This is a genomic window from Neoroseomonas soli (assembly GCF_018129065.1).
Taxonomy (GTDB): Bacteria; Pseudomonadota; Alphaproteobacteria; order Acetobacterales; family Acetobacteraceae; genus Neoroseomonas; species Neoroseomonas soli.
This window is the reverse complement of record NZ_JAAEDM010000044.1, coordinates 17523-40312: the sequence shown is the minus strand read 5'-3', so window position 1 is coordinate 40312 and position 22790 is coordinate 17523. Positions and strand designations below refer to the sequence as shown.

Annotated in this window: 22 protein-coding genes; 7 read left to right on the top strand and 15 right to left on the bottom strand. The window is 71.3% G+C overall.

Features of this window, described 5'->3' with window-relative positions:
* Positions 1–315 precede the first annotated feature (315 nt).
* Positions 316–1566, top strand: coding sequence for a M23 family metallopeptidase (locus GXW76_RS15620; RefSeq protein WP_211863013.1), 1251 nt, complete (start codon positions 316–318; stop codon positions 1564–1566).
* 43 nt (positions 1567–1609) lie between these two features.
* Here the strand turns inward: GXW76_RS15620 and clpB are convergent, their stop codons facing one another.
* A complete protein-coding gene (clpB, locus tag GXW76_RS15615; RefSeq protein WP_211863012.1) occupies positions 1610–4195 on the bottom strand; it encodes an ATP-dependent chaperone ClpB in 2586 nt (861 codons plus the stop codon).
* A 110-nt stretch (positions 4196–4305) separates the two neighbouring features.
* Between clpB and GXW76_RS15610 the strand changes: the two genes are divergently transcribed.
* Positions 4306–5070 carry an MOSC domain-containing protein gene (locus GXW76_RS15610; protein ID WP_211863011.1) on the top strand — a complete coding sequence of 255 codons (765 nt, stop codon included), beginning with the start codon at positions 4306–4308 and terminating at the stop codon, positions 5068–5070.
* 13 nt (positions 5071–5083) lie between these two features.
* On the opposite strand, the gene GXW76_RS15605 is transcribed toward GXW76_RS15610, so the two are convergent.
* The 9 genes from GXW76_RS15605 to GXW76_RS15565 form a co-directional block, all read right to left on the bottom strand.
* Positions 5084–5644 (bottom strand): DUF4167 domain-containing protein, encoded by a 561-nt coding sequence (locus GXW76_RS15605; protein WP_408904365.1) that lies wholly within the window; start codon positions 5642–5644, stop codon positions 5084–5086.
* Between the two features lie 146 nt (positions 5645–5790).
* The gene (gene prmC / locus GXW76_RS15600; RefSeq protein WP_211863010.1) at positions 5791–6663 is read right to left on the bottom strand and encodes a peptide chain release factor N(5)-glutamine methyltransferase; all 873 of its coding nucleotides are present in this window, start codon (positions 6661–6663) and stop codon (positions 5791–5793) included.
* Positions 6663–7718 (bottom strand): peptide chain release factor 1, encoded by a 1056-nt coding sequence (gene prfA, locus GXW76_RS15595; RefSeq protein ID WP_211863009.1) that lies wholly within the window; start codon positions 7716–7718, stop codon positions 6663–6665. The genes prmC and prfA overlap by 1 nt, the downstream gene beginning before the upstream one ends.
* A complete protein-coding gene (gene hisS, locus GXW76_RS15590; protein ID WP_211863008.1) occupies positions 7715–8953 on the bottom strand; it encodes a histidine--tRNA ligase in 1239 nt (412 codons plus the stop codon). The genes prfA and hisS overlap by 4 nt, the downstream gene beginning before the upstream one ends.
* A 25-nt stretch (positions 8954–8978) precedes the next feature.
* The gene (locus GXW76_RS15585; protein ID WP_211863007.1) at positions 8979–9458 is read right to left on the bottom strand and encodes a hypothetical protein; all 480 of its coding nucleotides are present in this window, start codon (positions 9456–9458) and stop codon (positions 8979–8981) included.
* On the bottom strand, positions 9455–10594 hold the full coding sequence (ispG, locus tag GXW76_RS15580; RefSeq protein WP_211863006.1) for a flavodoxin-dependent (E)-4-hydroxy-3-methylbut-2-enyl-diphosphate synthase: 1140 nt from the start codon (positions 10592–10594) through the stop codon (positions 9455–9457). The genes GXW76_RS15585 and ispG overlap by 4 nt, the downstream gene beginning before the upstream one ends.
* Before the next feature lie 104 nt (positions 10595–10698).
* Positions 10699–11697 carry a helix-turn-helix domain-containing protein gene (locus GXW76_RS15575; RefSeq protein ID WP_211863005.1) on the bottom strand — a complete coding sequence of 333 codons (999 nt, stop codon included), beginning with the start codon at positions 11695–11697 and terminating at the stop codon, positions 10699–10701.
* Between the two features lie 75 nt (positions 11698–11772).
* Entirely contained in the window at positions 11773–12765 is a 993-nt protein-coding gene (locus GXW76_RS15570) for an NAD(P)H-dependent flavin oxidoreductase (RefSeq protein ID WP_211863017.1), read from the bottom strand.
* Between the two features lie 50 nt (positions 12766–12815).
* A complete protein-coding gene (locus GXW76_RS15565; protein ID WP_211863004.1) occupies positions 12816–14039 on the bottom strand; it encodes an aspartate kinase in 1224 nt (407 codons plus the stop codon).
* A gap of 145 nt (positions 14040–14184) precedes the next feature.
* On the opposite strand from GXW76_RS15565, the gene ubiG reads away from it, so the two are divergent.
* A complete protein-coding gene (gene ubiG / locus GXW76_RS15560; RefSeq protein ID WP_211863003.1) occupies positions 14185–14919 on the top strand; it encodes a bifunctional 2-polyprenyl-6-hydroxyphenol methylase/3-demethylubiquinol 3-O-methyltransferase UbiG in 735 nt (244 codons plus the stop codon).
* A gap of 96 nt (positions 14920–15015) precedes the next feature.
* Here the strand turns inward: ubiG and GXW76_RS15555 are convergent, their stop codons facing one another.
* From GXW76_RS15555 to GXW76_RS15540, 4 genes are all read right to left on the bottom strand, one after another.
* Positions 15016–15513 (bottom strand): DUF1178 family protein, encoded by a 498-nt coding sequence (locus GXW76_RS15555; protein WP_211863002.1) that lies wholly within the window; start codon positions 15511–15513, stop codon positions 15016–15018.
* 88 nt (positions 15514–15601) lie between these two features.
* Entirely contained in the window at positions 15602–15859 is a 258-nt protein-coding gene (gene grxC, locus GXW76_RS15550; RefSeq protein WP_211863001.1) for a glutaredoxin 3, read from the bottom strand.
* A gap of 104 nt (positions 15860–15963) precedes the next feature.
* Entirely contained in the window at positions 15964–16755 is a 792-nt protein-coding gene (locus tag GXW76_RS15545; protein ID WP_246514391.1) for a ComF family protein, read from the bottom strand.
* A gap of 4 nt (positions 16756–16759) precedes the next feature.
* A complete protein-coding gene (locus GXW76_RS15540) occupies positions 16760–18349 on the bottom strand; it encodes a rhodanese-like domain-containing protein (protein WP_211863000.1) in 1590 nt (529 codons plus the stop codon).
* 97 nt (positions 18350–18446) lie between these two features.
* Here GXW76_RS15540 and GXW76_RS15535 point away from each other — a divergent pair, with 97 nt between their 5' ends.
* From GXW76_RS15535 to GXW76_RS15520, 4 genes are all read left to right on the top strand, one after another.
* Positions 18447–19334: a methyltransferase domain-containing protein gene (locus tag GXW76_RS15535; protein ID WP_211862999.1), complete on the top strand. Its 888-nt coding sequence runs from the start codon at positions 18447–18449 to the stop codon at positions 19332–19334.
* A gap of 75 nt (positions 19335–19409) precedes the next feature.
* A complete protein-coding gene (gene map / locus GXW76_RS15530; RefSeq protein ID WP_211862998.1) occupies positions 19410–20216 on the top strand; it encodes a type I methionyl aminopeptidase in 807 nt (268 codons plus the stop codon).
* A 78-nt stretch (positions 20217–20294) separates the two neighbouring features.
* Complete coding sequence (gene radC / locus GXW76_RS15525; protein ID WP_211862997.1) at positions 20295–21041, top strand: RadC family protein; 747 nt, start codon at positions 20295–20297, stop codon at positions 21039–21041.
* Between the two features lie 76 nt (positions 21042–21117).
* The gene (locus GXW76_RS15520) at positions 21118–21981 is read left to right on the top strand and encodes a S1C family serine protease (RefSeq protein ID WP_211862996.1); all 864 of its coding nucleotides are present in this window, start codon (positions 21118–21120) and stop codon (positions 21979–21981) included.
* Between the two features lie 24 nt (positions 21982–22005).
* On the opposite strand, the gene GXW76_RS15515 is transcribed toward GXW76_RS15520, so the two are convergent.
* Positions 22006–22572 carry a hypothetical protein gene (locus tag GXW76_RS15515; protein ID WP_211862995.1) on the bottom strand — a complete coding sequence of 189 codons (567 nt, stop codon included), beginning with the start codon at positions 22570–22572 and terminating at the stop codon, positions 22006–22008.
* Between the last annotated feature and the right edge of the window lie 218 nt (positions 22573–22790).

Here is a 22790-nt window from a genome sequence, read left to right as displayed (position 1 = left end):
TCACCACATCGCCTATCCAGCGAAACCCGCCTGCCTCAGCGGGCCGAAGAACTTACCGGATCAACCCGGGAAGATCAAGACCCCGCATCAGCGGCGTGGGGGGTTTCTACGGGCCTCCCCGGTGTGTGTCAAACGGGTTTCGTGCTGGGGCACCCTTCTGCACGATATGCGCAGGACGCATGGCTTAGTCTCTTGATCCCGATTTCATCGAATCGTCGTGAGCCAGCGAGAGAAGATTGACGGGCTTTAATGTGCGCCCGATGGAAGGCCGCTCGTTCCTCGCGTCCCAAGCAGATTCGGAGGCACATCGCCCTCATGCCGTTCCGCCTGGCCCTGGCCATTCTTCCCATCTCTGCGCTGTTCCTCGCGGCTGGCTCGGCGCGCTCCCAGCCCGCCCTGGAGCCGCCGGCAGCAGTGGCCGAGGACGCCGAACCGGCGGAACAGGCCCCGCGCTTCCACGAACGGGTCCTCCTGGTTCGGCGCGGGGACACCCTTGGAGGCCTGCTCGCCAGCGCCGGCGTCGATGCCGGCGAGGCTCACGCCGCCCTGACGGCCCTGGCGCCGCTATTCCCTCCCAGCGCCCTGCGCCCCGGTGACGAGGTCGGCATCCGCCTCAGCACCGACGAGACCCCCACCCTTCTTGAGATCGAACTCGAGCCCCAGCCCGGCCGGACCGTCCGGGTCCTTCCTCGGGAAGGCCGGGGCTGGCACGCAGAGGAATCCCTCACGCCGCGCCAGCGCTTCGTCGTCCGTGCGGGCGGTACCGTCGATGGTGGACTGTTTCCCGCCATGACGCGGGCGGGGCTTCCGGGGGGCCTCGCACTCTCCCTTATCCGGGTGCTCGGCCATCAGGTGGATTTCCAGCGAGACCTGCAGCCAGGCGACCGCTTCGCGATCCTGTTCGAACGCTACCGCGACGGCGATGGCGACATCCTCGGCCACGGCCAGATCCTCAGGGCCGAGTTCACCCTCTCCGGCCGCACCCTGGCCGTCTGGCGGCACAAGGACGGGCGTGGCCACACTGATTGGTATGATTCGGAAGGGCGAAGCCTGCGCCGCACCTTCCTCCGCACCCCACTCGACGGGGCGCGCGTCACCTCCCGCTTCGGCATGCGCAGCCACCCGGCACTCGGGTTCAACCGCATGCACCAGGGCATCGACTTCGGCGCCCCGACGGGCACCCCCATCTATGCGGCAGCGGATGGGGTCGTCGTCTCGGCGAAGCGGGAAGGCGGCTATGGCCTCATGGTCCGCCTCCGCCATGCCAGCGGCGTCGAGACGCGCTATGCGCACATGTCCCGCTTCGGCCGCGGCATCACCAGCGGGCGCCGCGTCCGCCAGGGCGACGTCATCGGCGCGGTCGGTTCGACCGGCCTCTCGACCGGCCCGCACCTGCACTACGAGGTCATCGCCAGTGGCCGCCCCGTGAACCCCGCGCGCCACGTGCAGCAGACCGTTCGCCTCGCCGGACAGGACCTCGCGGCCTTCCGCACGGGCCAGCGGCAACTCGACCGCCTCCTTGCGCGCCTCGGCGCGCGCGAGGAAGTGGCGATGGCCGCCGACTGAGGCGAAGCCGCGGCCGGCGGGGGGATCCCGCCGGCCGCCACACTCACGCCGCTTCGGCCAGGCTCGGCCGCACCTCGAGCCCGTCCTGCGAGGCGGTCACGCGCACCACGTCGCCGTCCTTGACGCTGCCTTCGAGCAGCAGCCCGGCCAGCCGGTCCTGCAGGTTCCGCTGGATCACCCGCTTGAGCGGCCGTGCGCCATAGATCGGATCGTATCCCGCCTCTGCCAGCCACTCCCGCGCCTTGTCGTCGAGTTCCAGCTTCACCTTGCGGTCCTCGAGCAGCTTCAGCAGCCGCTGCAACTGGATGTCCACGATCGAGGCCATGTCCCCGCGCGCGAGGCGACGGAACAGCACGATCTCGTCCAGCCGGTTCAGGAACTCCGGCCGGAAGCGCTCGCGCACCGCCCGCATCACCGCCGGCCGCGCCGCATCGATCTCCGCATTCTCCGGCAACTCCGCGATCGCCTGGCTGCCGAGGTTGGAGGTCAGCACGATGATCGTGTTGCGGAAGTCGACCGTCCGCCCCTGCCCGTCCGTCAGCCGCCCGTCGTCGAGCACCTGCAGCAGGATGTTGAACACATCCTCGTGCGCCTTCTCGACCTCGTCGAACAGGATGACCTGGTAGGGCCGGCGCCGCACCGCCTCCGTCAGCGCACCGCCCTCGTCATAGCCGACATAGCCCGGGGGCGCGCCGATCAGGCGGGAGACGGCGTGCTTCTCCATGTACTCGGACATGTCGATGCGCGTCATCGCCCGCTCGTCGTCGAACAGGTACTGCGCCAGCGCCTTCACGAGCTCGGTCTTGCCGACGCCGGTGGGACCCAGGAACAGGAACGACCCGATCGGACGGCCCGGATCCTGCAGCCCCGCCCTCGCCCGCCGCACGGCCTTGGAGACGGCTTCCAGCGCCTCCTCCTGGCCCACGACGCGCTTGCGCAGCTCGTCCTCCATGCGCAGCAGCTTGGCGCGCTCGCCCTCGAGCATCTTCTCGACCGGCACGCCGGTCCAGCGCGAGACGACCGCCGCGATGCCTTCCTCGGTCACTGCTTCGTTCACCAGCCGCGCATCGTCGTCGCCGGTCTCGGCAAGCTTCTTCTCTATCTGCGGAATGGTGGCGTAGAGCAGCTCCGACGCCTTGGTCAGGTCGCCCTTGCGCTGCGCCAGCTCCACTTCGGTCCGCGCCTTGTCGAGCTGCTCCTTCAGCTTCTGGCTCTCGACGACCTTGCCCTTCTCGGCCTCCCAGCGCTGCGTCATCTCGCGCGAGCGCTCCTCGAGGTCGGCGAGTTCCTTCTCGAGCTTCTGCAGCCGGTCCTTCGAAGCCGCGTCCTGCTCCTTCTTCAGCGCCTCACGCTCGATCTTCAGCCGCATCAGGTCGCGGTCGATCGCGTCGAGCTCCTCGGGCTTCGAATCCACCTGCATCCGCAGGCGGGAGGACGCCTCGTCGATCAGGTCGATCGCCTTGTCCGGCAGGAAACGGTCGGTGATGTAGCGGTTCGACAGCGTCGCCGCCGCCACCAGCGCGCTGTCCGTGATGCGGACGCCGTGGTGCAGCTCGTACTTCTCCTTGATGCCGCGCAGGATCGAGATGGTGTCCTCGACGCTCGGCTCGCCCACGAAGACCGGCTGGAAGCGCCGCGCCAGCGCCGCGTCCTTCTCGACATGCTTGCGGTACTCGTCGAGAGTCGTCGCGCCGATGCAGTGCAACTCGCCGCGCGCCAGCGCCGGCTTCAGCAGGTTGGAGGCGTCCATCGCCCCATCCGCCTTGCCGGCACCCACCAGCGTGTGCATCTCGTCGATGAAGAGGATGATGTCGCCCTCGGCCTGCTCCACTTCCTGGAGCACGCCCTTCAGGCGCTCCTCGAATTCGCCGCGGTATTTCGCACCCGCGACCATGGCGCCGAGGTCGAGCGCCATCACCTTCTTGTCCTTCAGTGCCTCCGGCACGTCGCCCTTCACGATGCGCAGTGCCAGGCCCTCGACGATCGCCGTCTTGCCGACGCCGGGCTCGCCGATCAGCACCGGGTTGTTCTTGGTGCGTCGGGCCAGAACCTGGATGGAGCGACGAATCTCCTCGTCGCGCCCGATCACCGGGTCGAGCTTGCCCTGCCGCGCAGCTTCGGTGATGTCGCGCGCGTACTTCTTCAGCGCGTCGAACGACTCCTCGGCGTTCTGGCTGCCGACCGTGCGGCCCTTGCGCAGGTCGGCGACGGCCTTCTCCAGCCGCTGCGGATCGGCGCCCGCGTCGCGGAAGGCGCGCCCCGTCTCGCCCTCGCTGGCGGCGAGCGCAACGAGCAGACGGTCCTGCGCGACGAACTGGTCGCCCGCCTTGGTCGCCTGCTGCTGCGCGGCATCCAGCACGCGCACGATGTCGGGGGTGAACTGCGGCTGCCCCGCCCCGCCGCCTGAAACCTTCGGCAGCTTCGCGAGGCTCGCCTCCAGCGCCTGCTTCACCTTCGCGGGATCGGACCCCGCGGCACGGATCAGCCCGCTGGCGGCCCCCTCGGCGTCGTCCAGCAGCGCCTTGGCGAGATGCGCCGGGCTCACCTGCTGGTGATATTCCCGGATGGCGATGGTCTGGGCGGCCTGCAGGAAACCGCGGGCCCGGTCGGTAAACTTCTCGATGTCCATGCGTCCCTCTCCTGAGCGGACAGGCGATCCCCGTCCCCGGATGGGCGACAGGCACGCCTTGATCGCCCAGGCATGTGGTAAGCGTCCTTGATCTGGTTCAAGGGGCCGCCATGCGCATCGAGACGATCTACCGCTACCCGGTGAAGGGCCTGACCGCGGAAGCCCTGGAGGAAGTGACTCTAAGCTCCGGCGAACCCCTGCCGCACGACCGGCGCTTCGCCCTGGCGCAGGGGGATGCGCCCTTCGACCCGGCGGCGCCCGCCTGGCTCCCCAAGCGGAACTTCGCCTGCCTGATGGTGAATGCGCGCCTGACGCTCGCCCATACGGCCTTCGATGCCCGGACCGGCGAGCTCGTCATCCGGCTGCCAGGCATGTCCCCCTTCGTCGGCAACACGCGCACACCCGAAGGCCGCGCCGCCATCGCCACCCTGCTGACCGGCTTCCTCGGCGAGGAGGCCCGCGGCGCGCCCCGCTTCGTGGAATCACCGGGGCACACCTTCTCCGACGTGTCGAAGAAGGTCGTCTCCATTATCGGGCTGTCGAGCCTGCATGCGCTGGAGCAGGCGGCCGGCGCCAGCCTCGATCCGCTGCGCTTCCGCGCCAATGTCTATGTGTCCGGGGGGGCGCCCTGGGCCGAGTTCGATCTCGTTGGGCGTGAGATCCTGCTGGGGCAGGCGCGGCTGCGCGTCGTGAAGCGCATCGTCCGCTGCCCGGCGACCGAGGTGAATCCCTTGACCGGCCAGCGCGACGCCGATCCGCCGCGCTGGCTCCGGGAACATTTCGGCCATGCCGAACTCGGCGTCTATGCGGAGGTGCTGGAGGGCGGCCGCATCTCCGTCGGCGACTCGCTCCAGGTCACCGATCCGGTCGATTGACCGGCCGCCAGCGTCAGACCGGTTCGCGCGCCTCGCCGGCGGATTCGCCGGGGACGGCCTCGCCGTCGTCGTAATCCTGGGCGGACTGACCGTTGATCTCGGCAGCCTCGGACGCCTCGCCCTCGCCGGATTCGGCCGACTGGAAGCGCCGCTGCTGCGTCTGCTGGTGCTGCGCAGCTGCCTGGTTCATGGCGTTCAGGATGCGGAAATAGTGCTCCGCATGCTGGAAGTAGGATTCCGCCATCACCCGGTCCCCGCCGCTCGTCGCGTCGCGGCCGAGCTGCAGGTACTTCTCGAACAGCTGCTGCGCGGTGCCGCGCAGGCGCATGTCGGGTCCATTCGAGTCGAAGACGTGGTTCCGGTTGAGGGGCTGCCGGTCGCCGCCGCCCCCTCCGCCGCTGCCGCCGCCTCCGTGGCGGAACTGGCCGCCGCCCCCGTGGCGATGGCCGCCGCGGCCGCGCATGCGCTTCATGTTCATAGCTATCGTGTTTCGCTGTCCCGCATCGGCTCCGCGCCGGACTGGGCCGAGCCCTTTGGGGCCCGCCGCGCGCGGCAGATCGCCGGTATCGTTCATCCAAGCGGCCCCGGGCCATGCCGGCGGGACGTACCCGCCACCTGCATCAACCAGGTCAGAGGAAGAAGCTGCCTGCCCCGGCCGCAACAGCAACCTAGCCGTCGCCAGCCGGGGCGCCAAACGGTTTTTTGCCCGGACGGGCCCACTCACGCCGCAAGGCCGAAGACCAGGGCCCGCTCGACGCCCCCCAGGTCGCGGTCGGCGGCCAGCAAGGCAAGGCCCTCCCGTCGCGCGATGGCCTCAACCCCTGGGCGCTGGCCTGCGCCGATCTCGAGGACCAGCCGGCCGCCCGGCGCGAGCAGGAAAGGCGCGCGCCGGAGGATCCGGCGATAGGCGTCGAGCCCGTCCAGACCGCCGTCGAGCGCGAGTCGCGGCTCGTGCAGCGCCACCTCCGGCATGAGGTCCGCGATCGCCCCGCTCTCGATGTAGGGCGGATTCGACAGCACCAGGTCGAAGCGGCCCGCAAGCGGCGCATCCCAGTCGCCCGCGACGAAGCCGGCGCGGGCCGCGAGCCCGTTCGCGGCGGCATTGCGCGCGGCCAACGCCGCCGCTGCCGGGGCGACATCGATCCCCAGCCCCCAGGCTCCGGGGCATTCCGCCAGCACCGCCAACAACAACGCACCCGTCCCCGTGCCGAGATCCAGCACCCGCCGGACTTGCGAGCGGTCCGGGAAGGCCGCCAGCGCTGCCTCCACCACCGCCTCGGTGTCCGGCCGCGGCACCAGGGTGGCATCCGAGACCGCGAGGTCGAGCGTCCAGAAGCCCACATGTCCGACCAGATGCGCCAGCGGTTCCCGCGCGGTGCGTCGCCGCAACAACTCCGCGAAGGCCCTGCCCTTCCCTGCCGGTACTGGCGCGCGCGGGTCGCGCAGCAGGTCCTCCTCCCGGCAGCCGAGGACATGGGCCAGCAGCCAGCGCGCTTCGAGCCGCGGTTGCTCGATCCCCGCCGCCCGCAGCACCTGCCCGGCCTGGCACAGCCATGCCCCAACCGACCCGCCAGGGTCGGCGCAGCCGGACATCAGGCCGCCTCGGCGGCCAGCCGTGCCGCCTGGTCTTCTGCGATCAGGACATCGAAGATGTCGTCGAACTCACCGAGCATGACGCGGTCGATCTTGTGCAGCGTGAGCCCGATGCGATGGTCGGTCACGCGCCCCTGCGGGAAGTTGTAGGTACGGATGCGTTCGGAGCGATCCCCGGTGCCGACCTGCGACCTCCGGTCCGCCGCCCGCGCGCTGTCCACGGCCGAACGCTGCGCGTCATAGAGCCTCGCGCGCAGCACCTTCATCGCCTTGGCGCGGTTCTTGTGCTGGCTCTTCTCCTCCTGCATCGCCACGACGATGCCGGTCGGAAGATGGGTGATGCGCACGGCGGAATCGGTCTTGTTGACGTGCTGCCCGCCGGCGCCGCTCGCGCGGTAGGTGTCGATGCGCAGCTCGCCGTCGTTGATCTGCACGTCCACCTCCTCCGCCTCCGGCAGCACGGCGACAGTGACAGTCGAGGTGTGGATGCGTCCCTGCGTCTCGGTCGCCGGCACGCGCTGCACGCGGTGCACGCCGCTCTCGTACTTCAGGCGCGCAAAGACGCCGCGCCCGGCGATCTCCGCGCTCGCGCCCTTGATGCCGCCCAGGTCGCTCTCGTCGTAGTCCAGCACCTCGAAACGCCAGCCGCGGGATTCGGCGTAGCGCTGGTACGCGCGGAAGAGCTCGGCGGCGAAGAGGCCCGCCTCGTCCCCGCCCGCCGCGGGGCGCACTTCCAGGATCGCGCTGCGCTCATCGGCCGCGTCGCGCGGCAGCAGCATGACGCGGATCTCGCGCTCCAGCGCCGGGACGCGCTGCTTCTGCTCGAGCCATTCGGCCTCGGCCAGGTCGCGCATCTCGGGGTCGGCCATCATGGCCTCGGCCTCGTCGCGCGCTTTCTCCGCCGCGCGGTATTCCGCGAACTTCTCGACCAGCGGCTCGAGCTCGGAAAGTTCCTTCGACAGCGCGCCGATCTCGGCACCCGGCGCGGTCGAGAGGATGTGACGGACCTCCTCCGCCCGCGCGAGCAAACGATCGAGCCGGGCGGGCAGGCTCATGCGAGCCGCCCCGGCACCTCCACGAGAGGCACCTTCTCCTGCGTGCCGGCATCGAGGTCGCGCAACTGCGCCATCCCGGCCGCGATCTCGTCATCCCCCAGGATGACGGCGGCGCGGGCGCCGATGCGATTGGCGCGTTCCATGCGGCGCTTGAGGTTGCCGCGATAGGCGATCTCCGCCACCACGCCCGCGCGCCGCAGCGACTGCAGCATGTCGAGCGCGGCACCCTCGGCCGCATCGCCCACCGGGATCACGGCGACGGGGCGCGGTGCGGCCGGCGCCTGCGGCAGCAGCATAGACAGCCGCTCGATGCCCGCCGCCCAGCCGACGGAGGGCGTCGCCGGGCCACCCATCTCCTCGACCAGGCCGTTGTAGCGGCCGCCAGCCATCACCGTGCCCTGCGCACCGAGCCGGTCGGTGACGAACTCGAAGGCCGTGTGGCTGTAGTAGTCGAGGCCGCGGACGATGCGCGGATTCTCGCGGAACGGCACGCCGAACCGCGTCAGGTGCGCCTTCACCGCGGCGTAGAAGGACGAAGCCGCCTCCGTCAGGTGGTCGCCGATCACCGGCGCGCCGGCGACGATGGCGCGGTCGGTCTCGTCCTTGCTGTCGAGGATGCGCAGCGGGTTCTTCTCCAGCCGCACGCGGCTGTCATGGCTCAGCGCGTCCTTGTGCGCGGAGAAATATTCCACCAGCGCAGCGCGATAGGCCGCGCGGCTCTCCGCATCGCCGAGCGTGTTGATCTCGAGGATCGTGCCATCCGAGACGCCGAGCGCGCAGAGGATGTCCCACCCGCAGGCGATCACCTCGGCATCCGCGAGCGGTTCCGCCGCGCCCAGCACTTCCAGGTCGATCTGGTGGAACTGGCGGTAGCGCCCCTTCTGCGGCCGCTCGTAACGGAACATCGGCCCCGTGGCGAAGACCTTGCGCGGCAGGTTGGTCTGCGTCAGCCCGTTGCTCACCAGCGCCCGGCACAGCCCGGCGGTATATTCCGGCCGGAGGGTCAGGCTTTCCCCGCCGCGGTCCTCGAAGGAATACATCTCCTTCGAGACGACGTCCGAGGTGTCGCCGAGGCCACGCGAGAAGACGCGCGTATCCTCGAAGATCGGCGTCGCCCATTCCTCGAAGCCATAGAGCGCGCTGATCCGCCGCGCCGTCTCCACGACGGCGTGGTGGCGACGGAAATCCTCGCCGATGAGGTCGCGCGTGCCGCGGACGGGCTGAAGGGCTGTCATGCGAAGTCTGTCCAGTGTGCCGTTGTCAGGGCCGGCGCGGGCGCTGCTGTTGTTGCTGTTGCTGTTGCTGCTGCGGCGCGCGGACCGGGCGGAGAAGATCGTCGCGCGCCTGGTTGGCGATGCGCTGCGCCGAAACGAGTGCGCGGCGGTAGGTCTCGGTGTCCCCGTCATCAAGGCACATCGAGTACTCGCCGAGTTCGACGAAACCGCGCAGCCGCCCTGCCCATTGGTCGAGCCAGGCAAGCATCTGGATCGCCTGCGGCCGCGCCTCGGGCTCGAAGCCGACCGAGAGCGCGCTGGCGTGTTGGCGGATCACCAGCGTCGCCTCCATCGCGCGGTTGTTGATCTCGGTGCAGGGGATGGACGTGGCCGCCCCGTTCCCGCCGCCGGCGACCTCGGGCGTGTCCGACTGCCCGCGCGCCGGAACCGCCCCGAGCATGCCGGCGAGCAGCACCGCCGCCGCGCCGCCCGCCCGCTTCGCCCCGGCCACCCGCCGCGTCGTCATTCCGCGGCCTGCCTCGCCGTTGCCTCGGCCGCCGCACGCGCTTCGGCAGCCATCGCGTCCGCCTTCGCGGTCACGAGCGAGACGATGTGGTCCACCATCTCCTCCGTCCGCACCGTGTGGTCGGTCCGGCCGGCGGAATAGACCATGTGCGTCCCGGCCCCGCCGCCGGTCAGGCCGATATCGGTCATCAGCGCCTCGCCCGGCCCGTTCACCACGCAGCCGATGATCGAGAGCGTGATCGGCTGCTGGATGTGGGCCAGCCGTTCCTCCAGCTTCTCGACGGTGCGGATCACGTCGAAGCCCTGCCGCGCGCAGGACGGGCAGGAGACGATCTTCACCCCGCGATGCCGCAGGTGCAGCGACTTCAGCATCTCCCAGCCGACGGAGACTTCTTCCTCCGGCTCGGCGGAGAGCGAGACGCGCAGCGTGTCGCCGACACCGGCCCAGAGCAGGGACCCGAGCCCGATCGCGCTCTTCACCGTGCCGGCCCGCTTGCTGCCAGCCTCGGTGATGCCGATGTGCAGCGGGTGGTCGCAGACCTCGGCGAGTTGCTGATACGCCGCGACAGCGAGGAAGACGTCCGACGCCTTCACGCTGATCTTGAACTCGTCGAAGCCTTCCTGGAGCAGATGGTCGGCGTGCCACAGCGCGCTTTCCACCAGGGCCTCCGGGTTCGGCTCCCCGTATTTCTCCAGCAGGTGCTTCTCCAGGCTGCCCGCATTCACCCCGATGCGGATCGAGCAGCCATGGTCGCGCGCGGCCTTCACCACCTCCTTCACCCGCTCCTTGGAGCCGATGTTGCCCGGGTTGATGCGCAGGCAGGCGGCGCCGGCCTTCGCGGCCTCGATGGCGCGGCGGTAGTGGAAGTGGATATCGGCGACGATCGGAACGTTCACCTCGCGCACGATCTCGGCGAGGGCGGCGGTGCTCTCCTCGGTCGGGCAGGAGACGCGGACGATGTCCACGCCCGCGAGTTCGCAGCGGCGGATCTGCTCGATCGTCGCCTGCGCGTCCTCGGTGGGCGTGTTGGTCATGGTCTGGACCGTGATCGGCGCATCCCCGCCGACGCGCACCTTCCCGACGCCGATCTCCCTCGATCGGCGGCGCAGGATCTGCTGGTAGGGGCGATAGGCCATGCGAAGGGTTCCCGATCTCTGGGCTCGGCGCCGACACCAATATGGCGGGCGAAGGGCCGCGCCGGAAGGCTGGGCGAGCGAAGCCGGGGCGCCCCTCGCGCGGGTCAGGGCCTCGCCGACGGAGAGTCGGCAGGGCGTTGCCCGGCGGTGGCGGGCGCCTGCACCGGTGTCGGCTGGGCCTGGACCGGCGCCGCGGGCCTGGCGGGCGCTGCCGCCGCCGCGCCCTCCGGCGCCGCTCGCAGCCGCTCGACATCCAGCGAGATTCCGCGGCGGACCCCCGTAGCGCCCACGAGGACAGGCGCGGGCTGGCCGTCCACCACGATCTCGAGGTTCTCGGCCTTGCCGGTCGTCAGCACCACCCCGTCACGGTTCGGCACCTGGAAGGTATCGCCTGTCCGCAGCACGCGGTCGATCAGGACCTGGTTGGCCCTCCCGTCGCGGACCTGGATCCAGGATTCGCCTCGCGCGCGGATCAGCACCCGGATGCCATCCGGCATGGGGATCGCGGGCGGCTGTGGCGACGCGGGTGCAGCGACCGGCGCGGGGGCCGGCGGGGCGACCGCCGCGGCGGCCTGGGTCGGCGTCGTGGCGGGCTGGGCGGGCATGCCCGCGGTTTCGCGCGGGCGCTGTTCGTCCCGCACCGCCGAGTCCAGCCGCGCCGGCACCGGCGGGACCGCATCGACCACACGATTGCCGGAGCCGCTCCAGTTGAACCAGGCGACATAGGCGCCGATGGCCAGCACCACGCCGACGGCCACCAGCGCGCCGGCCGGCATCCCGCGTGACGGGACGGGCTCCGGGAAGACCAGTTCGCCCGGCCTGGCGGCGGCTCCGCCGGTCACGTCCCGGAACCGGCGCACCGCCTCGTCCGGATCGAGCCCGAGCGCCGCCGCGTAGGACCGCACGAAGCCGACGGCATAGGCCGCCCCGGGCAGGTCCTTCACCCGCCCTTCCTCCAGCGCGTGGATGTAGCGCCGGTTGATACGCAGGCGTTCCGCCATGTCCTCGACGCTCGCCCCGAGCGTCAGGCGGGCTTCGCGCAGTTCCTCGCCCACGCGGGCGGCTTCGGCGGCGGTTATGTCGGGGCGTTGGGTGCGCTTCATGGGGGTCCAGGGTCGACGGGCGGCTTCTAGCCTTGCGGGGCAGCCCCGCAAAGGCCATTCACGCCGGCCGACAGGTCAGGCCGCGCTCTGCTGCCGCGCGGCGATGGCCGCGGCGGCCTGTCCGACCAGCTCCGCAATGATCTCGGCGGCAGGCTGCTCCCTGGTGACCATGCCGACCGACTGGCCGGCCATGAGGGATCCGTTCTCGACATCGCCGTCGATCACCGCGCGCCGCAGGGCGCCGGCCCAGAAATGCTCGATGTCGAGTTGCGCAGCCTCCTTGTCGAGTTCACCCGCCCTGAAGCGACGGATCGTCTCGGCCTGGTGCTCGAGGAACCGCTTCGTTCCCGCATTCTGCAGGGCGCGCACCGGGATGACCGGGAAGGTTTCGTCCAGTTGCACGGTCGGAATCGCGTCGCGCGCCTGGCCGCGGATGAAGGCCTTCTTGAAGGCGGGGTGAGCGATGCACTCCGTCGCGCAGACGAAGCGCGTGCCGATCTGCGCGCCCGCGGCACCCATCTCGAGATACGAGAGAATCGCCTCCCCGCGCCCGATGCCGCCGGCGACGAAGACCGGCACATCGGTGACATGGGGCAGGATCTCCTGCGCCAGGACGTTCAGTGAGACCGGACCGATATGGCCGCCTGCCTCGGAGCCCTCGATCACCAGCGCATCGGCGCCGCTGCGGATCAGCCGCTTCGCGAGGACGAGGGCCGGGGCGAAGCAGACCACCTTCGCCCCGCCGTCCTTCGCCTTCTTGATCGCCGATCCGGGCGGGATGCCCCCCGCGAAGACGATGTGCCCGACCCCGGCCGCGAGGCAGACATCCACGAGCTGATCGAGCCGCGGATGCATCGTGATCAGGTTCACGCCGAAGGGCCTGTCCGTCAGCGCCTGGGTCCCGGCAATCTCCTCGGCGAGCCGCGGCGGCTCCATCGCCCCGCAGGCGATCACGCCGAAGGCGCCGGCATTGGACAGGGCGGCGACGAGATGCCGCTCGCTCACCCAGGACATCGCCCCGCCCATGATGGCGTAGCGGGTGCCGAAGAAGGCGGCACCGCGGGCCATCAGGCGGTCGAGCTCGGCGAAGGCCCGGTCGGGCGTCGCGGCTGCTTCGCTCACGCGGGCGCGTCCAGGCCGTAGGCGGTGTGCAGCGCGCGCACCGCGAGCTCGGTGTAGTCGGCCGCGACCAGCACGCTGACCTTGATCTCGGAGGTGGAGATCACCTGGATGTTGATCCCCTTCTCGGCCAGCGCCCTGAACATGGTGTTCGCCACGCCCGCATGGCTGCGCATGCCGATGCCGACGACGCTGATCTTGGCGACCTCGGGGTCGGCGAGCAGCGCCTCGAAGCCGACCTCGGCGCGCGCCTTCTCGAGCACGTCCTTCGCGCGCACGAGTTCCGCCTTGCCGACCGTGAAGGTCATGTCGGTGGTGCCGTCGGCGCCGATGTTCTGCACGATCATGTCGACGTTGACGCTGGCCTTGGCCAGCGCGCCGAACACGTTCGCCGCCACGCCCGGCCGGTCCGGCACGCGACGCAGCGTCACCTTGGCATCGTCGCGGGAATACGCGATGCCGGAAACCACGGGCTGTTCCACGATCTCGTCCTCATCCACCACGAGCGAGCCGGGCTTGTCCTCGAAGCTCGAGACGACCTGGACGCGCACGCCGAGTTTCATTGCCAGTTCGACCGAGCGCGTCTGGAGCACCTTGGCACCCACGGACGCGAGTTCCAGCATCTCCTCGAAGGAGATGCGCTCGAGCTTGCGCGCGCGGGGCACGATGCGCGGGTCGGTCGTGTAGATGCCGTCCACGTCGGTATAGATGTCGCAGCGATCCGCCTTCACCGCCGCCGCAACGGCAACGGCCGAAAGGTCCGAGCCGCCGCGGCCGAGGGTCGTGATGCGGTGACGGTGCGTCTCGATCCCCTGGAAACCGGTGATCACGGGCACCTGGCCCGCCTCCATCCGCTCGATCAGCACGGCGCCGTCGATGCCCTCGACGCGCGCCTTGCCGTGCGCGTCATCGGTCACGATCGGCACCTGCCAGCCCTGCCAGGACCGCGCATCGACGCCGATGGTCTGCAGCGCGATCGCGGTCAGGCCGGTCGTCACCTGCTCACCGGTCGCGACGACGGTGTCGTACTCGCGCGCATCGTGCAGCGGCGAGAGGTCCTGGCACCATTTCACCAATTGGTTGGTCACGCCGGACATGGCCGAGACCACGACGGCGACCTGGTTGCCGGCGTCCACCTCCCGCTTCACGCGAGCGGCGACGTTACGGATACGATCGAGATCGGCGACGGAGGTGCCGCCGAACTTCATGACGATACGAGCCATCGGCGGGTGTCTGGTTCCTGGAGCCGGGCGGAAAAGGTCGCGCCGGCGGTTGCGCCGGACGGCGGGCCGGGACAGATAACGATCGGGCGAGGGACGTGCAACCCGCGCCGTCGACGGGCCATCCTGGCCGGGGAAAGGACCATCCATGCAGCGGGCAGGCACCAGGCTTGACGCCGAGGTCGCGAAGTTCGATTCGCTCGCGTCCCGATGGTGGGACCCGAACGGGCCGATGCGGCCGCTGCACGCGATGAACCCGCTCCGCACCGGCTGGATCGCCGAGCGCCTGGCGCGGCGCCACGGCCGGGATCCCGCGGTGGCGGAAGCGCTCGCGGGGCTTGCCGTCCTCGACGTCGGCTGCGGCGCGGGGCTGGCTTCGGAGGCGCTGGCCCGGCGCGGCGCGGCAGTCACCGGCCTCGACGCCGCGGGCGAGGCGCTGGAGGCCGCGCGCGCCCATGCGGCGGCGGCCGGCCTGCACGTCACCTATCGGGAGGGCGTGCCGGAGGATCTGCCGGAGGGCGAGACCTACGACGCCGTCATCGCCCTTGAAGTCATCGAGCACGTCGCCGACCGGGCCGCCTTCCTTGCCGCCCTGGCGCGCGCGGTGAAGCCCGGGGGGCTGGTCTTCCTCTCGACGCTGAACCGCACGCCGCGCTCCTTCCTGATGGCGAAGGTCGGGGCGGAATACCTCCTGCGGCTGCTGCCGGTGGGCACCCATGACTGGCGGATGTTCGTCACCCCGGGCGAGTTGGGCGCGGGCCTGCGCGCGGCGGGGCTGCACGTCGCCGACATCACCGGCATGCGGATGGACCCGCTCTCCGGCCGCTGGCACGCCGCACGGGATGTCGGCGTCAACTACCTGGTGATGGCCGAGGCGCCCTGACGCGCGCCGGCCCGGTGATATGGCGCCCTGGACTGGTGGGGCGGCCGCGCGCGAAACATGAACGCTGATACCGGCCGGCCGAAAGGCTGACCTGTATCAGCCGTCGGCCGGCGGCACCCAGGGGATGCGGGCAACCTCGATGCCCTCGTCGCGAAGGGATTCGGCCTCGGCGTCGCTGGTCTCGCCGAATATGCCGCGGCGGTCGGATTCGCCGCGGTGCATCCGGCGCGCCTCCTCGGCGAAATCGGCGCCGACGTAGTCGCAGCTGCGTTCGACCTCGGTGCGGAGCTTCTGCAGCATCGCGCGCAGCTGGGCCGGCATGGGCCCGGCGGTGGCCGGAACGGTCGGTACGGCGGCGGCCTCGGCCGGAACAGGGGCAGCGGCAGGCGCCGGGACCACGGCATTGCGCGCGGGGCGCCCCTTCTTCGGGATCGCCGGGGCCATCAGGGCGCGGGAGACATCAGTGCCGCCACAAAGGGGGCATTCCACCAGCCTCGCCTTCACGAGGGCATCGAAGGCGGCGCTGTCCTTGTACCAGCCGTCGAAGGCGTGTTCCTCACCCGTGCTCATGCAGCGCAAATCGTAGTGGATCATCGCTCCGCCATCCTCGGCCCGCCCAGTCCCGCGGCGAACCGCACAACAACCATTTGGCACTCCGATGACAAGAGTGCCAGGGGAAGGATCACGCGGCCAGGAGTGCGTCCAGGCGCCCTGCGCGCTCCAGGGCATGAAGTTCGTCGGACCCTCCGATGGCCTGGTCGTTGATGAAGACCTGCGGGACGGTCGTTCGCCCGCCGGAGCGCGCGATCGCCTGGCGCCGGGCCTCGGAGCCATTGGGCGCGTTGAACTCCTCGTAGGCCGCGCCCTTCCGCTCGAGCAGCGCCTTGGCGCGCGCGCAATACGGGCAGAAGTCCGTGGTATAGATCTCGATCTTTGCCATGGCGTGAAATTTGGCGCCGTTCCGCACAGGGTCAAGTCATGGCTTGGCGGCGGGCCATGCCCGAGCGGCATGGCAGCGCGCCATCGGCGGCGCGGAGCGCCCGATCAGGCGTCACGCAGCCGAGGGTCGGGCACGCGGGCGGCGGCAAGCACCTCGACCGCCGCAGCCCCCGCCCCGAGCAGGATCCTGGCGCAGGCCTCCGCCGTGGCGCCCGAGGTCATCACATCGTCCACCAGAAGGACGTGCCTCCCCACGACCGCCGCGCCGCCGCGCCGGGAGAGGGCGAAGGCGCCGTCCACGGTGACGGCGCGCTCAGCCGCCCCCTTGTCGGCGAGGGGCGGCGTGGGCCGGACGCGACGCAGCAGGTCGGGCAGCACCTGGCGGCCGGACAGGGCGCCAAGCGCCTTCGCGAGCAGCGCCGCCTGGTCGTAGCGCCGGCGCAGCAGCCGCCGCCAATGGGCGGGGACCGGCACGATCATGTCCGCCCGGGCCAGCAGCGGCGCGCCGGCCCGGGCCATGTGGCGCGCCAGCGGCAGGGCAAGGTCGGTCCGGTCGGCATGCTTGAACGGCAGGATCAGCCGCTTCGCCCCCGCGTCGTAGCGGAACGCTGCCCGAGCGGAGAGAAAGGACGGCAGGTCCCGGCTGCAGCGCGGGCAGAGGCCGGCGGCCTCGCTCGCCTGCGCCTGGCCGTCATGGGTGAAGGGCACGCCGCAGCGACCGCAGAAGGGGGCGGTGATCGGCGTCAGCCCGGCAAAGCAGGCCGGGCAGAGCGCCCCCTGGGTCTGCACCTCGCCCTCGCAGGCGAGGCAGCGCGGCGGCAACAGGACGTCCAGCAGATGCCGCGAGGCCCGACGGACCCCGCCGGTCAGCCGCCGCAGGGCCTGCTGGCCCGCCAAGCCCTCAGACCCAAAGACCGAAGGGCGCGTCGCCGTCCTTGGCGACCTCGTTCACGAGGTCGATCTCCCAGGAAAGGTATTCGTGCATCGCCGCCTCGACGCCCTCGTTCCGGTCGTAGGGGCGCAGGTAGAAGTCGACGCATTCCGCATCGGGCGGGTCACGCCTGTCGGCGGCGAGCGGGAAGCCCGCTGCCTGCCAGGCGCGCGTGCCGCCGGCGAGGATCTTCACCGGCGCCTTGGCGAAGCCCCGCAACTCCTCGGCGGCGAGGCGCGCCTGCGCCTCCTCCGGCGCCGCCACGACGATCTGCCGGTCGCCGGTCAGGCGCGGCGCCAAACGGTCGAGGCGGCTGCGGATGCCCCACATCGCGCCGGGGACATGGCCATCCCGGAAGTCGATGGAGCGCGCGAGATCGACAACCTGCACCGCGCCCTCCCCCGCCAGCGCCGCCAGTTCGGCCGGGCTGACATGCGGCACCTTCAGCGCCGCCGCCTCGGGGCATTCGGGCGCCCAGGCGCCTTCTTCCAGGCGCCCATCGAGCCCGTCCGCGAGCACATGGACATCCCAGCCCCCGAGTTGCCGCAGCCACCCGCCCGTCATGCGGGCACGGACGCCGGTGTCGTCCACCAGCACGATGCGCGCCCCGCGCACGGCCACCCATTGGTCGGTCGCCTGCACCAACTGCCCGCCGGGGGCCGAACGGCTGCCGATGAGGTGGCCCGCGGCGAATTCCGCCGGGTCGCGCACGTCGAGCAGGTAGGTCGTCCGCGACGCATCGGCCTGCATCGCAGCGAGGTCCGCCCGTGTCGCCACCTTCACCCCATGCTTGCGGGCGAAGCGGTCGGCACGGTCGAAGGCCTCGGCCGCGGTGGCGGGCGTGCCCTCGGGGTAGCGGTCGGCGCGGCCGCGGTCGCAGGAGAAGCCGGCCAGTTCCCAGCCCATCGTGCCGTTGCGCAGCGCCACCACCTTGTTCGGCACCCCCGCGCTCCGCAGCGATTCGGCGCCCAGGATGGACCGCGTCCGCCCGGCGCAGTTCACGACGATGGTGGTCTCCGGCCGCTTCACCAGTTCGCCGATGCGATAGACCAGTTCGCCGCCGGGGACGTTCACGCCGGTCGGGATCGACATGCGGCGGAACTCGTCGATCGGCCGGCTGTCGAGCACCACCATGTCCGTCCCGGCATCCATCATCGCCTTGAGCTCGGCCGGATCGACCGAGGGCGTGTGGTAATGGTGCTCCACCCATTCGCCGAAGGCCTTGGACGGCACGTTGACGCCCGAGAAGGCGACGTAGCCCGCCGCCACCCAGGCCGGCGTGCCGCCGGCGAGGACCGCGACCTTCGTGCAGCCGATGCCCTCGAGGTAGGCGGCCAGGCGGGCGGCATAGCCCTCCCCGCCATCGGTGCAGACCACCTGCACGTCGCGGCGCGGCAGCAGGGTGCGGGCGCGCATCTCCATCTTCGACAGCGGGCAAGGCACGGCCCAGAAGAGGTGGGACTTGCCGAACTCCCCTTCCTCGCGCGCGTCGAGGATGGCGAGTTCCCGCCCCTCAGCGATCCAGCCCTTGAGCGTGGCGGCGTCGATCTGCCCGGCCATGCGTTCCCCCTCCCGTTCGAACCGCCGCGATGACCCGGCGCCCGTCCTGCTCTACTCCGCCTTGCGGTGAGGCGGAACCAGGGGCATCTGGCGCCACATGAGCGATCCCGTGCAGGTCTTCGACCGCGCCCTCCTTCGCCGCCGCCGGGACCGCGCCGCCGGCACGGTGGACCGCGTCGCCCCCATCCTCGCCGAAGCGGCCGACCGTCTGATCGACCGGCTGGACGACACGACGCACCGCTTCACCCGCGCCCTCGACCTCGGCGGGCGCGGGCAGGTGGCCGAACGTCTCGCGGCGCGCGGGATTCCCTTCGTGGTCTCTGCCGACCTTTCGCACCGCATGGCGGCGCGGGCCGGCGGCATCCCGGTCGTCGCCGACGAGGAATGGCTGCCCTTCGCGGAAGGCGCCTTCGACCTGGTGGTCGCCTCCCTTTCGCTGCACTGGGTGAACGACCTGCCGGGCGCGCTGGTGCAGATCCGGCGGGCCTTGGCACCGGACGGACTGTTCCTCGCCTCCCTGCCCGGCCTGCCGACGCTGCAGGAACTCCGCACCGCCCTGGCCGAGGCCGAGACCGAGTTGCGCGGCGGCATCTCCCCCCGCGTCTCCCCCTTCCCCGAACTGCGGGACGGCGCCGCGCTGCTGCAGCGCGCGGGCTTCGCCCTGCCCGTCGCGGATGCCGAGGACATCCGCCTTCGCTACCGCAGCCCGCTGGGGCTGCTCGCCGACCTGCGCGCGGCGGGAGAAGGCAATGCGACCCTGGCGCGGGACCGGCGCACGCCGCCCCGTGCGCTCTTCCCGCTGGCCTCCTCGCGGCTGCCGCAGGAGGCCGACGGCATCCCCGCGACCTGCCGTTTGCTGATCCTGACCGGGTGGGCGCCTTCCGCGACCCAGCCACGCCCGGCGCGGCCGGGCAGCGCCACGGCGCGCCTGGCCGATGCGCTCGGCACCATCGAGCACCCCGCCGGCGAGAAACCAGCCATGTGACCCGCCCTGCTTGCAAGTGGGGGTGTCGGGGCGCATCTTTTTGTTTTGAAACCACGCCGCAATCTGGAACCCACCATGGAGCAGCACGGCGGCGAACCCCGTCGCATCACGATCCACCGCCCCGAGGACTTCGAGGGCATGCGCAAGGCTGGCCGCCTGGCCGCCGAGACGCTGGACATGATCGCGGCCCATATCCGCCCCGGCGTCACCACGGGCGAGATCGACCGGCTTTGCCACGACTTCATGGTCGAGCACGGCGCCGTGCCGGCGACGCTCGGCTATCGCGGCTACACCAAGTCCACCTGCGTATCGGTCAACCACGTCGTCTGCCACGGCATCCCGGGCGAGCGCGTCCTGGCGGAGGGCGACATCGTCAACATCGACGTGACCGTCATCCTCGATGGCTGGTACGGCGACACCAGCCGGATGTACGTGGCGGGCCAGCCCTCCACCAAGGCGCGGCTGCTCATGGACGTGACTTACGAGTCACTGATGAAGGGCATCGCCGCCGTCAAGCCGGGCGCGACCCTGGGCGACATCGGCCACGCCATCCAGACCTTCGTCGAGAAGCACCGCTTCAGCGTGGTGCGGGACTTCTGCGGCCACGGCATCGGCCGGCACTTCCATGAGCCGCCCAACGTCCTGCATTACGGCCGCCCCGGCGAGGGACCGCGGCTGAAGCCGGGGATGTTCTTCACCATCGAGCCGATGGTGAATGCCGGCCGGCCCGAGGTGAAGATCCTCGACGACGGCTGGACCGCGGTGACGCGCGACCGTTCCCTCTCGGCCCAGTTCGAGCACATGGTCGGCATCACGGAGACGGGGGTGGAGATCTTCACCATATCCCCCGCCGGTCTGCACCGCCCCTATCGCCGCGACTGAGCGAAGCGCGCTTCAACCTCGAGTGGATTCCTGATAGGATTCATCGCGCACCGGCGCCCTTCGCCGGTGGCGAGGCTCATGCGCAGGAAGACCGGCCTGGCCGAGGCGATGCCCGGCCTCCTCACCGTCATCGAAGGCCCCGCGGAGGCGGAGGCGCCGGGCCATCTCGGCCATCGCGCGCGCATGCGGACCAGGCTGCTGACGGCCGGCCCCGACGCCCTGCTCGACCACGAACTGCTCGAGATGGTGCTGTTCCTCGCCCTCCCCCGGCGCGACACCAAGCCGATCGCGCGTGCCCTGCTGGCGCGCTTCGGCTCCTTCGCCGGCGCCCTCGCGGCGCCGCTGCATGAACTGCGCGAGGTCGATGGCCTCGGCGAGGCCGGCGCGGCGGCGCTGCGCACGGTGCAGGCCGCGGCCCTCCGCCTCGCCCGCGCCGAGGTCATGGAACAGCCGGTGCTGAACAACTGGGACCGGTTGCTCGCCTATCTCTCGGCGGCGCTGACGCGCGAGAGGGTCGAGCAGTTCCGCGTCCTCTTCCTCGACACCCGCAACCGGCTGATCGCCGACGAGGCCCAGGCGCGCGGCACCGTGAACCACACGCCGGTCTACCCGCGGGAGGTGGTCAAGCGCGCGCTCGAGCTGCAGGCGACCGCGCTCATCCTCGTGCACAACCACCCCTCGGGCGATCCGACGCCGTCGCGCGCCGACCTCGAGATGACGCAGGAGGTCAAGGCGGCCGCCGGCATCCTCGGCATCGTGCTGCACGACCACCTCATCGTGGGCAATGGCCGCCACCTCTCCTTCCGCCGCGAAGGTCTGCTGTGAAGCGCTTCGCGCGATCTGCGCCGTGACGCCCCTGCGGCCGTTGACCGGCGCGGCGGCATAGCCTCACCCTTCCGTCATGCGTTTCGCTCCGACCGCCCTCGCGCTGGCCTGCGCGCTCGCCGCCGTTCCCGCGGCAGCGCAGAAGCCCGGCTCGCTCGGCAACCTGCCCCCGCCTCCGCCACAGCAGCCGAATCTCGGGCCGGGTCCGGCCCGGCCGGCGCCCGGGCCGCAGATGGCGCTGCCGCGCGACAAGCCGCCGCCCCTCGGCGCCTCGGCCCCGGGGCGGCCCGGCGCATCGCCCGGTGGCCGCCAGGCGGTCTCCTCGGGAACCGGGTTCGTCGTCGCGCCGCGCCAGATCATGACCAACCACCACGTCGCGGAGGGCTGCGCGGCAATGACCGCGCGCCTGGCCGGCGGGCAGGAGATCCCGGCGACGGTGATCGCCGCCGACCAGCAACGCGACCTCGCCCTGCTGCGGACCGAGAGCGACCCGGGCCCGGTCCTGCCCTTCCGCCGCGCAGCCGAGGTGCGGCGCGGCGAGTCGGTGGTGACCTACGGCTTCCCTCTCGCCGGATTGCTCTCCTCAGGTCCGACCCTGACGACGGGCGACGTCTCCGCCCTGGCCGGGCTCGGCGATAACGCCCGCCAGATCCAGATCAGCGCGCCGGTTCAGCAGGGAAATTCGGGCGGACCGCTGCTCGACCTGCGCGGCCATGTGGTGGGCGTCATCGTCTCGAAGCTGAACGCACAGCGGATCGCGCAGGCGACCGGCGACATCCCGCAGAACGTGAACTTCGCCGTGAAGCACACGGAAGCAGTCGACTTCATGCGGGAGCACGGCGTGCAGCCGCAGCTCGAGGAAGGCGGTGCGCCGCGCACGGCAGCCGAGGTGGGCGAGATCGCCCACGCTTCCACCGTCTTCCTGCGCTGCCTGCGCTGAACGGGCCGCCGGGCCCGTCGGCTATCAGGTGCCGCGTACCGCGCGGAGCGCCCCGGCGGCAAAGGCGATGGGATCGGCGGCGCCACGCGCCCCGGCACTGCCCATGGTGACCTGCACCTTCACGAAGCGCCCCTGGGCACCGCCGATGCAGACGTGCCGCGTCACTGGGGCACGGCCGAAGGCACCGCTCATCAGGGCACATCGCAAGCCGGGGTCGGCAACCGTGAGGCGTTCCTGCTCGGTCAGGCGCCGGCCGGTCCGGCCCGATGGCGCCTCGGTCAGCTCGGTCACTGCCGAGGTCAGCTCGCGATCGATCTCAGGCGCGGCCGGGTCGCTCGGGACGGCGCGGCCGCCGGTGCCATAGACCAGGACGGTAGCGACGGCCGCGCGGTTGGGCGTGGCGTAGTCGAGGGAAAGGACCGGGCCGGGGCGCTCGGCGACCTCACCGAGCATGAAGCCGGCGATCTCGGCCGGCATCTGCGTGGCCACGGTCCCGAGTGGCGCCCTGCCCGATTCGTCCAGGGCCGCGCAGGCGCCGAGAGCGAGCAGCAGGCCCGCCGCGAAGGCGCCGCGGGCGCGGCAGAGCCGCACGGCGCCGGCATCATCCGCGCAGCCCGCGCCGACGGACCCGCGCCGGGCCCTGGTGCCCTGGCGCGGCCGTGCCGGCACGGGGCGCGCGCCCTCAGGCACTCGCGCGCGGGCGGCTGTAGTCGCGCACCGCACCGGCGACCAGGGTGATGACGGCGGAGTAGAGAATCATCTGCATGAGCGTCGCGCCGACCCATAGCCACACCGGGAACACTCCCGCA

Coding starts and splice junctions, on each gene's coding strand:
- GXW76_RS15620 (WP_211863013.1), top strand. CDS start 316: ATGCCGTTCCGCCTGGCCCTGGCCATTCTTCCCATCTCTGCGCTGTTC.
- clpB (WP_211863012.1), bottom strand. CDS start 4,195: ATGGACATCGAGAAGTTTACCGACCGGGCCCGCGGTTTCCTGCAGGCC.
- GXW76_RS15610 (WP_211863011.1), top strand. CDS start 4,306: ATGCGCATCGAGACGATCTACCGCTACCCGGTGAAGGGCCTGACCGCG.
- GXW76_RS15605 (WP_408904365.1), bottom strand. CDS start 5,644: ATGAACGATACCGGCGATCTGCCGCGCGCGGCGGGCCCCAAAGGGCTC.
- prmC (WP_211863010.1), bottom strand. CDS start 6,663: ATGTCCGGCTGCGCCGACCCTGGCGGGTCGGTTGGGGCATGGCTGTGC.
- prfA (WP_211863009.1), bottom strand. CDS start 7,718: ATGAGCCTGCCCGCCCGGCTCGATCGTTTGCTCGCGCGGGCGGAGGAG.
- hisS (WP_211863008.1), bottom strand. CDS start 8,953: ATGACAGCCCTTCAGCCCGTCCGCGGCACGCGCGACCTCATCGGCGAG.
- GXW76_RS15585 (WP_211863007.1), bottom strand. CDS start 9,458: ATGACGACGCGGCGGGTGGCCGGGGCGAAGCGGGCGGGCGGCGCGGCG.
- ispG (WP_211863006.1), bottom strand. CDS start 10,594: ATGGCCTATCGCCCCTACCAGCAGATCCTGCGCCGCCGATCGAGGGAG.
- GXW76_RS15575 (WP_211863005.1), bottom strand. CDS start 11,697: ATGAAGCGCACCCAACGCCCCGACATAACCGCCGCCGAAGCCGCCCGC.
- GXW76_RS15570 (WP_211863017.1), bottom strand. CDS start 12,765: ATGGCCCGCGGTGCCGCCTTCTTCGGCACCCGCTACGCCATCATGGGC.
- GXW76_RS15565 (WP_211863004.1), bottom strand. CDS start 14,039: ATGGCTCGTATCGTCATGAAGTTCGGCGGCACCTCCGTCGCCGATCTC.
- ubiG (WP_211863003.1), top strand. CDS start 14,185: ATGCAGCGGGCAGGCACCAGGCTTGACGCCGAGGTCGCGAAGTTCGAT.
- GXW76_RS15555 (WP_211863002.1), bottom strand. CDS start 15,513: ATGATCCACTACGATTTGCGCTGCATGAGCACGGGTGAGGAACACGCC.
- grxC (WP_211863001.1), bottom strand. CDS start 15,859: ATGGCAAAGATCGAGATCTATACCACGGACTTCTGCCCGTATTGCGCG.
- GXW76_RS15540 (WP_211863000.1), bottom strand. CDS start 18,349: ATGGCCGGGCAGATCGACGCCGCCACGCTCAAGGGCTGGATCGCTGAG.
- GXW76_RS15535 (WP_211862999.1), top strand. CDS start 18,447: ATGAGCGATCCCGTGCAGGTCTTCGACCGCGCCCTCCTTCGCCGCCGC.
- map (WP_211862998.1), top strand. CDS start 19,410: ATGGAGCAGCACGGCGGCGAACCCCGTCGCATCACGATCCACCGCCCC.
- radC (WP_211862997.1), top strand. CDS start 20,295: ATGCGCAGGAAGACCGGCCTGGCCGAGGCGATGCCCGGCCTCCTCACC.
- GXW76_RS15520 (WP_211862996.1), top strand. CDS start 21,118: ATGCGTTTCGCTCCGACCGCCCTCGCGCTGGCCTGCGCGCTCGCCGCC.